The sequence below is a fragment of the Streptomyces sp. WAC06614 genome (assembly GCF_003949795.1).
Classification (GTDB): Bacteria; Actinomycetota; Actinomycetes; order Streptomycetales; family Streptomycetaceae; genus Streptomyces.
The window spans coordinates 1-14727 of the sequence record NZ_RPRY01000012.1; the positions used below are offsets into that span (position 1 = coordinate 1).

Consider the following 14727-nt stretch of genomic DNA (forward strand, 5'->3'; position numbering starts at 1 on the left):
TCGCGTGTCCATGAGCGCGTAGACGATTCCGCCCGAGGTGAGGACGGTGGCCGCCGCCACCGTCCTCACCTCGGGCGGAATCGTCTACGCGCTCATGGACACGCGAGGCGTCGACCGGGCCGCAGGCGGGCCGACGACGACCCTCCCCACGTCGACGACGACCACCGACCCGCTCTCCCCGGGCAACCTGTCCTCCCTCGGCCCCGGCGAGGCAGCGTCCCGCACCCCGTCGAAGGACGAGAACCACGGCGCCGTCCCCGGCACGACGCCCCCCACCGCGTCCGACAAACCGTCCGGCCCCCCGGCCGCCTCTCCCAAGCCGGCACCCGGCTCCACGGTGAAGGAGCCCACGCCGGTCTCGACGGCATGCACCGGCTGGGCCCACTCGAACCGCAGCGACGGCTACGGCAAGACGTCCCAGGGCACCCACCTCTACACCGGACCGTACGCGGAGTGCTCCTACGTGACCGAGGTCAAGTCGGGCACCAAGATCTACTACCACTGCTACGTGACCAACGCCCATGCCAACAAGTGGATCTACGCCCGGATCGCCGGCACGAACACCGAAGGCTGGGTGTTCGGCGACAAGTCGACCCTCGACGGCGGCACCCTCGCCCGCTGCTGACCCGCTGGGCCCGGTTCGGCCGGGCCGGGCGCTCCGCCGGCGCGTGCCGCGTACGACCGGGCAGGTCCGGGCCATGGCCCGTTACGCCTGCTGCCCCGGGCCCGGCGCCCGTGTCAGCATGGCCGCCATGACGCATGCAGGGCACACGCCGGCCGGCGCACCCGCACCCGCATCCGACCCTGGGCCCGGCCGGACACCGCACACCGCCGCCCCGCTCGGCCCGCTCACCGTCGGGGTCGAGGAGGAGTTCCTCCTCGTCGACCCCGTCACCCGTGAGCTGCGTGCCGAGGCCGAGAAGGTCGTCGCCGAAGCCGCCCCGGACCTCGGTGACCGTGTCGGGCCGGAGCTCACGCGGTACCAGGTCGAGACCCGTACCGACCCCCACACCCGACTCGCCGACCTCGCCGACCAGATCCGCAGCACCCGGCACGCCCTGGCGCAGGCCGCCGCGCGCCAGGGGCTGCGCATCGTCTCCTCCGGTACCCCCGTCCTCGTCGCCCTGTCGGCCAACTCGCCGTACTGGGCGGGGCGGGACACCGGGTACGCGAGCTGGCGCACCACCACCTGGGGGCGTTGGCCGGTCTCGGGCCCGCCGCCGTACTTCGAGTCCTCCTCCCACTTCGAGGACCTCGTCGCCGGCTTCCTGGCCACCGGCACCGTCCTGGACCGCGGCGGCCTCTACTGGGACATCCGGCCGTCCCACCACCTGCCCACCCTGGAGTTCCGGGCCGCCGATGCGACGGCCACGCCGGACGACACCGTCCTGCTGGCCGGCATCGTCAGAGCCCTGACCGCGACCGCCCTGACTGCCGTCCGGGCCGGGGAACGGCCTCCGCGGCCGTCTCCCGAACTCCTGAGGGCCGCCTGCTGGCACGCGGCCCGCGACGGCATCACCGGCCTCGCCGTCGACCCTGACACCGGCCGCCTCACCCCCGCCGCCGCCCAGGTCGACCGGCTGCTCGCCCGGCTACGACCCGCCCTGCACGACCACGGCGACTCCGCCCTCGTCCACACCCTCTGGTCCCGCCTCCGCACCGAGGGCAGCCGCGCCGAGGCCCAGCGCGCGGCCCATCACCGCCGGGGCCACCTCACCGATGTCGTCGACCACCTGATCGCCACCACCGCGCCCCGCCCCTCGGACCCGCGACCCTGACCGCCTGCCCGTCGCCGGCCGTCCCGGTGCGGGTCCGAGGACGACCGCGTCGCGCGGATCGGATGCTCCTGAAGATCATCCCGTGAACCGTCGTGGACGTCCGGACCGAGTGACCCCGACGGAAGGGAGACCGGGACGGGCACGGTCTACGCTGGGACGGACGGCACTCGGGGTCTCGGGGACCAGAGGTGACTGCCATGCCCATCCTCCGTTCCGCCCGTCCGGCCCGTCGGCCCGGCGTGGTGTCCGCCGGCGCCGCCGCCCTGCTGCTCCTGCTCGCAGGCGGCGCCGTGGGCGCCCCCGCGCCACCCGACGGGACGGTCACCTCCAGCGCCACGGCCGGCTCCGTACGGTCGCAGCTCGACCCCGGCACCGTACGGCAGCTCGACGCCGCCATCCAGGCGGTGATGCGGAGAACGGGCGTCCCCGGGGTGACCGTCGGCCTGTGGCTGCCGGGACGCGGACAGTACGTGAAGTCCTTCGGCGTCGCCGACACCCGGACCCGCACCCCGCTCGAGGTCGACATGCGCACGCGGATCGGCAGCGTCACGAAGACCTTCACCGTCACCGGAGTCCTCCAGCTCGTCGACCGCGGCCGGGTCCGCCTCGACGATCCGATCGCGAAGTACGTCGGCGGGGTCCCCGGCGGTGACCGCATCACCGTGCGCCAGCTCGCCGCCATGCGCAGCGGGCTCTACGACTACACCAACGATCCGAAGCTCCTCGCCTCGCTGCGCGCCGACCCGCACCGGTCGTACACCCCGCGCCAACTGCTGGAGCGCGCCTTCGCGCACCCGCCGAACTTCCCGCCGGGCACGAGATGGCAGTACAGCAACACCAACACGGTGCTGCTCGGCCTGCTGGTGGAGAAGGTGTCGGGACAGTCGCTGTCCGACTACCTGCGGAAGCAGGTGTTCGACCGGCTGGACCTGTCCTCCACCGCCCTGCCCACCGACGCCGCTTTCCCCTCCCCCCACGCCCACGGCTACACGACCTTCGCCCCCCGCGGCGCCGTCACCGACGCCACCGACTGGAACCCGTCCTGGGCCTGGGCCGCCGGGGCGATGACTTCCGACCTGGAGGACCTGCACACCTGGGTCCCGGCCCTGATCGGCGGCTCACTGCTGGAACCCGCGACGCAGGCCGCGCGGCTGCGCACCCGGCCGATCGGCCTTCCCGGGGTCTCCTACGGTCTGGGCATCGCCGAGGTCGACGGCTGGCTCGGGCACAACGGTGAGCTGCCCGGCTACGAAACGGTCGCCGCAGGGCTGCCCGCGAGGGCACGCGACGGCGGCGGGGCCGTCCTCGTCGTCCTGGTCACCTCCGACATCGACCGCGGTGGCTCGCTGAGCACCCAGGTGGCGAAGGCCGTCACCACCATCGCCACGCCGACCCACGTCTGGGGCCTGCCGTCCCCGGCGCAGACCGGCGAGGAACAGCACTGAACAGCGGGGGCGTTCATCGGTGCCGCGGGCGACCGTGGTGCGATGCTGGGGGAGTGAGGAGGCGCGCGCGGTGGCTGTCATGGACACCTTGGTGCAGTTCGCCCCCTTCTTCGTGCCCGTGATCAGCGGCCTGGTGGGTGGGGCCAGCCTCCTCATCCGGGACCGCCGCGAGGCGCGCAGCGCCGATCACCACTACCGCCGCCGGCTGGAGAAGGCCCAACTGGAGGTCCAGTTCATCGCCGGCTGGATCCAGGCCAGGGAGCGGATGCCGACCGCCGGCCCGGCGCCACCGCCGGACCCGGAACCGGGCCGCTGGCTGGACGACTGCTACGCCTCGGTGCGCCGTGCCAGGGCGGAAGCGGAGGAGGACCACCGGGCACGACCGGTCTCACTGCGGCGCCTGCTGCTCCTGGGCGAACTGAGCGGCCCCGCGAAGAGCGTGCGCGTCGCGTACTGGATCTCCTTCGCCCTGTTCAACGCCGCGCTCGCGTGGTGGGTGAAGACGCTCGTCTCCGGCGTCCCGGACTTTCTGCACGAGGAAGGCGTTCCGGAGTCCGAGGAGATCGGCTCCTACCTGGCAGTGGCGTGCTTCTTCTTCGTGCTGTCCGCCCTGCTGTGGCTGTGGACGGTGCACCTGGGCGCGGCGGAGCCGGCCCAGGTCTACCGCAAGCGCATCGACTCGGACGCCTGGGCGGAGCAGGAGCGCAAGAGGCTCGCCGCCGCACGGGCGAAGGAGCAGCACCCGCAGGGCCGGCTCAGGTTTCCTGGACGACGGTGGCGCCGTGGTCGGTGAGGTCCACCTGGGTGCCGTACAGGTGGACGGTGCCCCCGTGGGCGACGACGGTCGCCTGGCCGTGGGCATGGACACGCGCGTTGCCATGGACGATGACGGTGGAGCCGTGATCGGCCTGGACCTGCGCGTCACCGTCGACGGTGACGGTGGAGCCGGCTCGGGCGTAGACCACGGCGTTGCCCGCCGCGTGGTGCAGCACGGCTTGGTCGTCGACCACGATGACGCCGCCGGTGGCCGAGTGGACTGCGGATCCCGGGAAGGCGTGGACGCTTCCGCCGTCGACGGCCCGGACGCAGGCTCCTGCCTGGAGGTCGGCATGTCCACCGGACACGTGGGCGATCGGGGTGGTGCTGGCGGAGATGATGTGTCCGCCGCGGACGGACAGGAGGTGACTGGTGTCGCGGAGGTGGACGTCCCCGCCGATCACCTCGCCCACGGTGGTGCCGCCCCAGGCCCACAGGCTGCCGTCGTGCACGACGGAACAGGACGACTGTCCTTCCAGAACGGCATCCCCGTCGTACAAGTGCTCGACGGTTCCGTCCGTGACGTTCGACAGGCTCTTGTTCCGCTTGTTGCTGATGACCCCGCCGCTCTGGCAGTGCACGGTCCCGGCGATGACGTCGACGACGGTCCCGCCGTGCATGACGGTGCAGTACCCGCCGTTCATCTGCGTCACGGTGGCACCGTCCCTGAGGCTGACGTTGCCTCCGTTCATGAGGGTGATGACAGCTCCGTCGAGGGCGTCGACCGCACCGTCGTCCAACACGGCCAGGGGTTCGCGGTCGAGTCCCCCGTACAGGTGGACCGGTCCGCGAGCGGCGCTGCGGTCGAGGGTCAGGTGCTCCGCCTCACCGCCCCCTCCGGGCGCGAAGCGGAGGACACCGCGCTCCGCGAGGGACGCCGTCAGTTCGCTCTGGGTGTAGATGGTGCGGTAGGGGAGGTCGGTCCGGCTGCTGAGGCCCTGCAGCTGCCCGGCGGGTGTGCGCGGCAGCTGAGATGCCGGGAACCCGTGCATGCCCTTCTCGGTCCGCGCCCAGCGGCCCCGGTCCTCGAGCGGCAGCCTCTCCATGACCTGATGAACGAGATCAGGAGGGAGCTCGGGCAGGGGGTGCTCTAATCCTGCATGGTCGGTCAAGACGACGTCCTTCGTTCCAAGGCGATTCAGGCCTGCCATGTCCCCGGTGGGAGCGATGAGTTGTCCAGGCAGGGTCCGGTCAGCCTATAGAAGAGTCGATGTGCCCCTGATGCCCTTTCGGGCGGCACATCGTGCAGCAGTGGTGAGGGGCCCGGGGCTGGTCGCGGCGTCGCGCTCAGGAGGATCCCAGGGCGAACACCTCGACCGGCTCGATCCGCCCGCGCAACGCCACCGCGCCGACCGGGATCAAGCCGTACACGTCGTCAGGCAGAAGTCGTCGCGTCGAGTCGGCCAGCAGAATGCTGTGCCCGAGCTCTTTGGTGAGCTGTTCCAGCCGTGAGGCGGTGTTGGTGGTGTCGCCCACGGCGGCGTACTCGAGGCGGCGCTCGGATCCCACCGTTCCCGACATCACGGGACCGCTGTTCAGCCCGATGCCCATGCGGAACGGGCCCCCGACGCCCCGGTCGGACAGCCAGGCGTTGAAGCCCGACAGGGCGGTCATCACCATCGCACGGGCCGCTCTGGCTGCGGATTCTGCGTGGTCGGACTGCTCCAGCGGTGCTCCGAAGACCGCCATGATGCCGTCGCCCAGGTAAGAGACCAGGGTGCCGCCGTGGTCGAGGATCACGTCGCTCATCGCCCCGAGGTATCGGTTCAGTACCTCGATGACCAGATCGGGCGGGCGGGTCTCGGCCCATGAGGTGAATCCTCGGAGGTCACTGAACATCACGGTGACGAACCGTCGCTCGCCGCCCAGGCGCAGGCCGGCGTCGAGATCGGCCAGCATCTCGTCCACGACCGGCTCGGGAACGAACCGGGCGAACCGGTCGCGGACCCGGCGGTGCTCCAGGTCCTTCAGCCGCTTGCGGTTCAGGCTGGAATTCAGGCGGGCGCGCAACAGCGTTCTGTTCACCGGCTTCGAGAGATAGTCGTCCGCACCCATCTCGATCGCGCGGACCACATTTTCCAGGTCTTCGAGCGCGGACACCATGACCACAGGGAGATCATTCGTGTTCGGATTGTTCCGCACGAAACGCAGGACGTCGAAGCCGTCCAGATCCGGCATCTCGATATCGAGCAGTACGATGTCGACGGGGACGCTTGCGAGGAGATCGCACGCCTCGCGCCCGGTCGCCGCGGTGACGACCTCGTTCCCCTCCTGCTCGACGAGCCGGGACAGCAGTATCCGGGTCACCGCGTCATCGTCCGCGACCAGGACGACTGCCTTGCCCGCCACGAGGTACCTCCCTCTGCTGCCCGAAGACGGATACTACGGGCCGCCGGCGTCCAGGGCGGTAGCACATGCCGTCGTCGCACGAGGACCGGTATAATTATTGGCCCTTACGGCCACAATTCCAGGCCGGCTCCGTCCATCGGTGAGAAAGGGGAGGTCGAAATGCCGACCCAACTCAAGCTCGAATGCCCCAAGGTGATCCCGATGTCCGGCTGCACGCACGTCATGATCGCGGACAGCGAGGAGAAACTCATGGAGCAGGTCGCCGAGCATGCGGGGGTGCACGGCCTGACGCCGACCCCCGACCTGGTCGAAACCGTCCGGAAGCACATCGAGTACGTCCAGGTCGACGCCTGAACGTGAGGCTGAACCGCTGGCGACGATGTCCACGTGACGGGGCGAGAACTCCGCTCACGCATGATCAGGACAGGGTGCCGTTGTGGACAAGCACCGAGGTACGGGGGGCCGCACGGGACCCGGAGCTGCCGCCGCGGGGCCCTGGGACGACCACGAGCCGGAGCTGACGCTCAGCGAGGCGCTGGAGCAGCAGGCCTCGACGGGCGAGATCCTCAAGGTGATCAGCAGATCGGGTGCCAGCCTCCCCGAGATCCTCAAGACCGTGGTGAACAGCGCCATCCAGCTCTGTCGCGCCGATCAGGGGTTCATCGCCAGGTTCGACCTGTATCCACCGGAGCCGGGGCGGGGAAGCCTTGTCGGGCGGGTCGCTCTCGAGCATCGGACCATCCATATCCCTGACGCCCTGGAAGACCCTGATTTCGACCATGAGGCGGCACGGCTGTCCGGGTTCCGTTCCTTGCTCGCGGTTCCCATCTTCCGTGCAGGGTCCCCCTTCGGCGCCCTGCAGCTGTGGCGGCACGAGCCTCGCCCGTTCACCGACCACCAGATCCACCTCCTGGAAACGTTCGCCGATCAGGCGATGATCGCGATAGAGAATTCGCGCCTCTTCGAAGAACTGCGGTCACGCAATCAACAGGTCGAAGAGGAAAAAGAGCGGATCGAAAGTCTGCTTCGTACGGCGGAGCTTCTTCGTGAAATCACGGCCGCCGCCAATCAGGCGAGCTCCGTCGAGGACGTCCTGGCGATCGCCCTCCGCAGAGTCTGCGAAACCACGGGCTGGACGATCGGGCACGCCTATCTCCTCGCCGCGGACGCATCACCCCCCGTACTGGCCTCGGCGCGGATATGGCACGACGAAGGGGGCGATGCGACACTCGAGTTCCGTCGCCGAAGCGAGGAGCTCACGTTCCTGCCGGGCGTGGGCGTACCCGGGCGGGTCCTGCTGGAGCGGCGGCCGATCTGGGTCCCCGACATCGAGGCGGGCCCGGACCACCTCCGCCGGGATCCGGACCGGAGCCTGGGACTGCGCACAGCGACGTGGCTACCCATCCAGACCCATGGCGAAGCGATCGGCGTGCTGGAATTCCTTTCCCGCGACACGGAACAGCCCGCAGACGAAATACTGCACATGATCGCGGACATCGGTACTCAGATCGGATGGGTCGCCGAGCGGGTGCGCGCAGGCAGGGGGTTGGAGCGGGCCAGGGATCTCGCGGAGTCGGCCAGCCAGGCGAAGAGCGCGTTCCTGGCCTCCATGAGCCACGAAATTCGTACACCGATGAATGCCGTCATCGGCATGACCGAACTACTGCTCGACACGGATCTCACCGATGATCAACGCACGTTCGCGCAGACCATTGCCAAGAGCGGTGACAGTCTGCTGGTCATCATCGAGGACATCCTGGACTTTTCGAAGATCGAGGCCGGGAAGCTCGAACTTGAACAAAGGGAGTTCGATCTGCGCGAATGCCTGGAGTCCGCCTGCGAGACGTTGGCGAGAAGGGCGGAAGAAAAAGGCCTCGAGCTCGCCTGCGTGATCGATCCGGGCACCCCTGAAGCCATAGTGGGCGACGAGGTCCGCCTCCGTCAGATCATCATCAACCTGCTGGGAAACGCGCTGAAATTCACCGATGCCGGCGAGGTGGTCCTGACTGCCGCACCGAGTGACGGATGCCTCCATTTCACCGTGCGCGACACCGGTATCGGCATACCTCCGGATCGGATGGACAAGCTGTTCCGATCCTTCAGCCAGGTCGACCAGTCGACGACTCGCCGTTACGGTGGCACGGGCCTGGGGCTGGCCATCAGCAACCGGCTCGCGGGTCTCATGGGGGGTCGCATGTGGGCCGAGAGCGTAGAGGGCGTCGGCTCCACCTTTCACTGCACGATTCGCGCCGAGGCCGTGACGAGCCGGACGGTCCGTGTACCGGCAGGGGTGAATGACGGGCTACGAGGAAAACGCCTCCTCGCCGTCGACGACAATGCCACGAACCGTATGATCCTCACGCGCCAGGCCGAATCCTGGGGGATGATCGTCCGTACCACGGGTTCCCCGGCGGAGGCGCTGAAGTGGATAGCGGGCGCAGACCCCTTCGACATCGGCATACTCGACTTCCAGATGCCGAAGATGGACGGCGTCGAGCTGGCCCTGCACATCAGACGACACCGGGACGAGGGCAGTCTTCCGTTGGTGCTGCTGACCTCTGTCAGCGGAGCGAAGGAGGCGGATGCTCAGCATTTCGTATCCTGCCTCAGCAAGCCGATCAGGGCTTCGCAGCTCTACAACACCCTCCTGGCTGCGCTGATTCGACGCGATGCAGAAACCGCACCGTCCTCCCTCTCCTCCTCCGCTGCTGAGGAGCCCGAGAAACCCACGGACGATCTCCACGTCCTCCTGGCGGAGGACAACATGGTCAACCAACAGCTCGCCTTGCGCATGCTGGAAAAGATCGGGTATGCGGCGGACGTTGCGGACAACGGGCTGAAGGTACTGGAGTGCATGCAGCGCCACCGGTACGACGTCGTGTTCATGGATGTGCACATGCCGGAGATGGACGGCCTGGAAGCCTCGCGCCGAATCCATCGAGAGTACGGCGGTGACCGGCCCTACATCATTGCCATGACGGCGAATGCCATGAAAGGGGACCGGGAACTCTGCATCGCCGCCGGGATGGACGACTACCTGAGCAAGCCTGTTCGGTTGAACGACCTTCGCAGTGCCTTGGGACGCTATCGAGAACGCGGTCTCCCTCCCGGCGGCGGTACCGCTGACCCGGGATCCGAATGAGCCGGAGCCACGGGCTCGCATCGGGTCAGGCTGACGGCAGGCCGCGGGAAAGGTCCGCTCGGGCGGCCTCCAAGGCATCGCGGGCCGGCGGGTAAGCGATGTCGACACGGTGGGCGAGAGGATCGGCGTCGGTCAGCCTGCCGGCGGCGGCAAGGTTCTCCAGGTCCTGGCAGAGCGGGGCCAGCTGCTCCAGCCCGAACGTCCAGCTGTGGGACTTGAGCGTATGGGCGGCGCGGCGCACGCGTTCCACGTCTCCGTCGCGGAGGCCGTCGTGAATGTCCGAGACCAGGTCAGGTGAATCCGTCAAGAACGTGTCGATCAGTTGCACCGCAAACTCGGCATCGAGCGAATCGACCAGTTCCTGGACGGTCGCAGGGTTCAGGACGGGCGCGGCGGACATGGCGGCCTCCGGTGCTTCTCGTCGGTGCGGGCGCGGTGGGAATGGCTGAGACCTCCTTACACGATCCGGTGCCGGTGAATGCGGTCGGCACGCGTCGCTCGTGATCCGTTCGAACTCGACCGGTGGACGGCCGGGCTGCTGCCCCACGTCCGCCGAGGTGTGCCGACAGTGGTGAGGCGCCCACCGCACGGTCCGGGGACGGTTCGTGCTCCTCGCCCACGCAGACGGGCAGGCGAACGATCCAGGCCGAAGTAGCGATCCGGCCGGGCTGGGTGGAGAATCGAATTGGGGGAAAATTCTCCTGCGAAAAAGAGGAGGTCGGACGTCATCTCGATCCTCCCTCTCCGGCGTCAGGAAAAAGCATGCGTAATATTTCCTCGCGATACTTCGACTATGGAGAATCGACCGCCCGCGAAAAATATGGTGACGTGCGTTTTCTGGCGGACCTTCCGGACTCGGACTGGGCCAGACTTGCCAAGTACTCCGAGGCGCGGCGATATTCCCCGGGCAGCGCTCTCATGGAAGCAGGCGCCGGTGATCAGTCGTTGTACCTTCTGACAAAGGGCCTCGTCGGGGTGGTCCTGCCGGGCCAGAAGTCGCCCTTCAAGGAAATCGACGCGCCATCGGTTCTCGGTGAGGTCTCGTTCATCGACGGTGGTCCGAGGTCCCTGAGTCTGGTGGCGCTGAGCGAATGCGAGGCGCTGCGCCTCAGCATGGAGGCGTTCGAGGTCCTGGCGGCGCACGAACCCGAGTTGGGTCGGAGGGTTCTCATCGCCATCGCACGGGTCCTGGCGATGCGTCTGCGGTCGGCCACCGAACTCATCAACCAGAGCGGGAGTGCATGAGATGAGCACGGCATTCCCGAGCTACCTGCACATGCCGACCCGAGTACCCCGATGGCTCTGGGACGTGGGCCGCCTTGCTTCGGTGGCAGGTCTGGTGGCCCTCGTCGTGGCCCTGCTGGTGGAGCCGCGGTGGGGGCTGAGGGTGTGGTGGGGGATCGTCGTGCCGTGCCTCCCTCTCGTATGGCTCTTGGTGCCCGGACTGTGGCGCAATCTCTGTCCGGCTGCGGCGGTCAACCAAGTTCCCCGACGCGCCGGCCTCAGCTTCTCCCGCACCGCGCCGGCCTGGTGGAAGAACTACGCACCGGCCGTCGGTATGGCCCTCTTCCTGGCTGCCGTCGCGTCGCGCCCGCTCATTTTCGACGACAATGGCCCGGCTACGGCTGCCGGCATAGGGGTTGCTTTTGTCGGGGCGCTGGTCGGGGGTGTGGTGCTGAAGGGGAAGAGCGGCTGGTGCTCTTCCGTCTGCCCCATGCTGCCGGTGCAGCGGCTGTACGGGCAGACCCCGCTGGCAACTGTCCCGAACTCGCACTGCAGACCCTGTGTGGGGTGCACCAAGAACTGCTACGATTTCAATCCGAAAATAGCGTGGCTGGCCGATGTCAATGACGAGGACGAGCGCTGGGCCGGATTGAGGCTGATATTTGCAGGCGTGTTTCCGGGGGTTGTTCTGGCCTATTTCACGAGCCCCTCGGGGGCTTCTGCGGTCGAAGTCTATGCCCGCTTCCTTCTGGCACTGGCCGCCAGCGTGGGGCTCTTCATGGTCCTGCGCACCATGCGGGTGATGTCGGACGCCAAGCTGACGGCCCTGTATGCGGCGGCTGCGATCGTCCTCTTCTACTGGTGGGCCTCCCGGGTGCTTGCCGGATCCGTCTTCGGCGATCCCGATCATTTCTCGATCTGGATCATACGCCTGGCAGCTTTTGCGTTTGCCGCATCCTTCGTCTGGCGTTCGGTGAGGAAGGAATCAGTGTTCCTCACGGATGAGGCGCCGTCGACGGAGTCGGTTCGCTTCGGCGGAGCGGGGGCTCTGACCGCCATCGCAGGTGCACAGCAGGAGACAGCGGAAGTGACGATCGAACCCCACGGGACGCGCATCCTTGCCAAACTCAATCAGCCACTGCTGGAGGTGGTGGAGGGTTCCGGCATCAAGCTTGAAGCAGGCTGCCGAATGGGCGTGTGCGGTGCCGATCCGATTTGCATCGTCGAGGGTATGGAGAACCTCTCCGAAGTGAGTCGTGAAGAAAGGGGCACGCTCGACCGTCTCGGGCTCGCCGACACCACCCGCATGGCGTGCAGTGCGCGGCTCAAGGGTCCGGTCACGATGAGCATCGAGCCCGACGAAGACAGCTCTCGAAGGGTTCGGCGCGTCGAAGACTTCGTGTGTGACGCATCTGTCAAGAGCGTCGTGATCTTGGGAAACGGGATCGCCGGGATCACCACGGCGGACCATCTTCGCCGCCGCCACCCGACCTGCTCGATAGACGTGATCGCGGCCGAGCCGTATCCGCTGTACAACCGGATGGGAATATCGCGCATCATCTACGGACGCTCCGCCATGTCTGGTTTGACGCTTCTTCCCGATTCGTGGTACGAGGATCGCCATATCACCGCCTGGCTGAACACACGGGCCGTGCGTATCGACCGTGAGGAGCGGACCGTCGCTCTGGGCACCGGTGAGGTGCTGGCATACGACCGACTCGTGCTCGCGACCGGGGCGCAGGCTTTCGTCCCCACACTCGAGGGGTACGGGATCCCGGGGTCGTTCACGCTGCGCAGCGCCGGTGATGCGTTCTCGATCCGCGAGTACTCCCAGAAGAACGGATGCGACAGGGCGGCCGTGGCCGGCGGTGGGCTCCTCGGTCTCGAGGCCGCGGTCGCCCTGTCGAAGATCGGCCTTGACGTGACGGTCCTCGAGCGGGGCGAACGACTTCTGCGCCGCCAGCTCGACCTGCGCGCCGCCCAGTTGCTGCAGGCGTACCTCGAAGGGCTCGGGCTGACCGTACTGGTGAATGCGACGTGTCTGCGACTGCTGGGTGACGGACGACTGGAACGGGTCCTCCTCGAGGACGGCCGTTCAGTGCCGGCCGAGATGATGCTGATCGCTGCGGGAATCCTGCCGGACGTCAGGCTCGCGCAGGAAGCCGGTCTCGAGGTGGCCCGGGGCGTGGTCGTGGACGACTCGATGTGCGCGAGCGATCCATCGATCTACGCCGTAGGGGATGCTGCGGAATTCGATGGAAAGATATTCGGGCTGTGGCCCACGGCCGTGGAACAGGCCGAAGTGGCGGGAGAGGTGATAGCCGGAGGCGTGCGCAAGTTTGCCGGGGCGGTGCCTGTGGCCGTTTTGAAGGTGGCAGGAATAGACGTTCTTTCCTGCGGTCGCATCGAGAGCTCCGGGATGCCGGGTGAAGAAATAATGGTGCACGAGGACCGAATGGAAAAGCGCTATACGAAGCTCGTCGTAGTCGATGGGCGGTTGGAGGGCGCGATTCTCCTCGGCCACAGCGTCGAAGGCGTCACGGAATTGAGTGAAGCCGTGAAGGAACACCGCGACATGAGTGCGGAACTCGACAGTCTGCGGCGCGGTGACCTGAGTGTCCTGTCGTGACCCCTGGTCCGGGCCGCCCGTCGATCGGGGGATCGGGCGGTGGGTCGCCGCTCCACCGCTCCGCCGGGTGGCGTGCCCGGGCGCCGTCCGCCGACCGGCCCTGATGTGCGGCAGTCCGGCATCGGCCCCAGGATTCTCGCCTAGGGTCGACAGACGTGGGCATTCCAACTGATCTCGTCATCGTCGTCGGTGCCGTGCTCGTGGTGGCTCTGCTGTTCGACGTGACGAACGGTTTCCACGACGCCGCGAATGCGGTCGCCACCACGATCACCACCGGTGCGCTCGGCCCCCGCGCGGCCGTCGTCCTGTCCGCCGTCTGCAACCTGATCGGCGCCACCCTCTCCGTCACGATCGCGCAGACCCTCTCCGGCGGTCTTCTCCGCGCCTCGGACGGGGTACGGCCGGACGTCGTCCTCGCGGCCCTCGCCGGCGCGATCGTGTGGAACCTGCTCACCTGGTGGCGGGGCATCCCCTCCAGCTCCACGCACGCGCTGGTGGGCGGCCTCGTCGGAGCCACGGTGACCTCGGTGGGGCCGCACGGCGTGAACGCCGGCGCGGTCCTCGCCACCGTGCTGGTCCCGATGGCCCTCTCACCGTTCGTCGCGGGCGCCGCAGCCTGGGTCGCGACCCGGATCACCGTCCGGGCGGCGGCCCGGACCACCGAGCGCAGCCGGGCCCGGGGCTACCGGGCCGGACAGATCGCCTCCGCCGGGATGCTCTCCCTGGCCCACGGCACCAATGACGCCCAGAAGACCATGGGCGTGATCACCCTCACCCTCGTCACCGCGCACCTCCTGCCGGCCGGATCGGCCCCTCCGCTGTGGGTGGTCGCGGCCTCGGCGACCGCCATGGCGGTGGGCACGTACTGCGGGGGCTGGCGCATCATCCGGACCCTGGGCCGTGGCGTCACCGAGGTCCGGCCCGAGCAGGGTTTTGCCGCCCAGACGGCGTCCGCCGCGGTCGTCCTGGCCTCCTCCCGGCTCGGCTTCCCGCTGTCCACGACCCACGTGGTGACGGGCGCGGTCGCCGGGACCGGAGCGGGACGTACGGGCGCAGGGGTCCAATGGCGGCGCCTCGCCGTGATGAGCTGCTTCTGGCTGCTGACCCTCCCGGCCACCGCCGTGATCGCGTCCGCGGCCGAGCTCCTCACCGCACGGGGCCTGGGGGGCGAGGTACTGACCCTGGCCGTGCTGGCCGGCTCGGCGGTGACGGTGCGCCGCCTCGCCCGCCGCGACGCGGTCACCGCGGCCACCGTGACCGCCGACCCGTAGGACCCGTCACGGGCGCGCCGGGACCGGCAGGGCCGTGGTGAGGTCCCCGCGGTGCCACGTCGTTGCCCTTACC

At 68.5% G+C, this 14727-nt stretch carries 12 protein-coding genes; 9 read left to right on the forward strand and 3 right to left on the reverse strand.

Annotated elements, in window-relative coordinates; genetic code table 11:
• Nucleotides 1–46: 46 nt before the first annotated feature.
• The 4 genes from EF918_RS36725 (at nucleotide 47) to EF918_RS03100 (ending at nucleotide 4016) form a co-directional block, all read left to right on the forward strand.
• Nucleotides 47–625, forward strand: a complete 579-nt coding sequence (locus tag EF918_RS36725) for a hypothetical protein (RefSeq protein ID WP_185921576.1) — start codon at nucleotides 47–49, stop codon at nucleotides 623–625.
• A gap of 127 nt (nucleotides 626–752) precedes the next feature.
• Complete coding sequence (locus EF918_RS03090) at nucleotides 753–1778, forward strand: glutamate-cysteine ligase family protein (RefSeq protein ID WP_125640171.1); 1026 nt, start codon at nucleotides 753–755, stop codon at nucleotides 1776–1778.
• A 197-nt stretch (nucleotides 1779–1975) separates the two neighbouring features.
• Nucleotides 1976–3223, forward strand: coding sequence for a serine hydrolase (locus tag EF918_RS03095; RefSeq protein WP_125640174.1), 1248 nt, complete (start codon nucleotides 1976–1978; stop codon nucleotides 3221–3223).
• A gap of 70 nt (nucleotides 3224–3293) precedes the next feature.
• A complete protein-coding gene (locus tag EF918_RS03100; RefSeq protein ID WP_125640177.1) occupies nucleotides 3294–4016 on the forward strand; it encodes a hypothetical protein in 723 nt (240 codons plus the stop codon).
• On the opposite strand, the gene EF918_RS03105 is transcribed toward EF918_RS03100, so the two are convergent.
• Both EF918_RS03105 and EF918_RS03110 read right to left on the reverse strand, forming a co-directional pair.
• Complete coding sequence (locus tag EF918_RS03105) at nucleotides 3979–5085, reverse strand: hypothetical protein (RefSeq protein ID WP_125640180.1); 1107 nt, start codon at nucleotides 5083–5085, stop codon at nucleotides 3979–3981. The two genes, EF918_RS03100 and EF918_RS03105, sit on opposite strands and share 38 nt — an antisense overlap.
• Before the next feature lie 241 nt (nucleotides 5086–5326).
• Nucleotides 5327–6388, reverse strand: coding sequence for an adenylate/guanylate cyclase domain-containing protein (locus tag EF918_RS03110; protein ID WP_125640183.1), 1062 nt, complete (start codon nucleotides 6386–6388; stop codon nucleotides 5327–5329).
• A gap of 159 nt (nucleotides 6389–6547) precedes the next feature.
• Here EF918_RS03110 and EF918_RS03115 point away from each other — a divergent pair, with 159 nt between their 5' ends.
• A complete protein-coding gene (locus EF918_RS03115; protein ID WP_125640186.1) occupies nucleotides 6548–6742 on the forward strand; it encodes a DUF1059 domain-containing protein in 195 nt (64 codons plus the stop codon).
• 82 nt (nucleotides 6743–6824) lie between these two features.
• A complete protein-coding gene (locus EF918_RS03120; protein WP_125640189.1) occupies nucleotides 6825–9530 on the forward strand; it encodes a response regulator in 2706 nt (901 codons plus the stop codon).
• Nucleotides 9531–9555: 25 nt separating this feature from the next.
• Here EF918_RS03120 and EF918_RS03125 read toward each other — a convergent pair whose 3' ends face one another.
• A complete protein-coding gene (locus tag EF918_RS03125) occupies nucleotides 9556–9930 on the reverse strand; it encodes an Hpt domain-containing protein (RefSeq protein WP_125640192.1) in 375 nt (124 codons plus the stop codon).
• Nucleotides 9931–10292: 362 nt separating this feature from the next.
• Between EF918_RS03125 and EF918_RS03130 the strand changes: the two genes are divergently transcribed.
• The 3 genes from EF918_RS03130 (at nucleotide 10293) to EF918_RS03140 (ending at nucleotide 14654) form a co-directional block, all read left to right on the forward strand.
• The gene (locus tag EF918_RS03130) at nucleotides 10293–10775 is read left to right on the forward strand and encodes a Crp/Fnr family transcriptional regulator (RefSeq protein WP_125640195.1); all 483 of its coding nucleotides are present in this window, start codon (nucleotides 10293–10295) and stop codon (nucleotides 10773–10775) included.
• A gap of 1 nt (nucleotide 10776) precedes the next feature.
• Nucleotides 10777–13383 (forward strand): FAD-dependent oxidoreductase, encoded by a 2607-nt coding sequence (locus EF918_RS03135; RefSeq protein ID WP_125640198.1) that lies wholly within the window; start codon nucleotides 10777–10779, stop codon nucleotides 13381–13383.
• A 155-nt stretch (nucleotides 13384–13538) separates the two neighbouring features.
• Nucleotides 13539–14654 carry an inorganic phosphate transporter gene (locus EF918_RS03140; RefSeq protein WP_125640201.1) on the forward strand — a complete coding sequence of 372 codons (1116 nt, stop codon included), beginning with the start codon at nucleotides 13539–13541 and terminating at the stop codon, nucleotides 14652–14654.
• The last annotated feature ends 73 nt before the right edge of the window (nucleotides 14655–14727 follow it).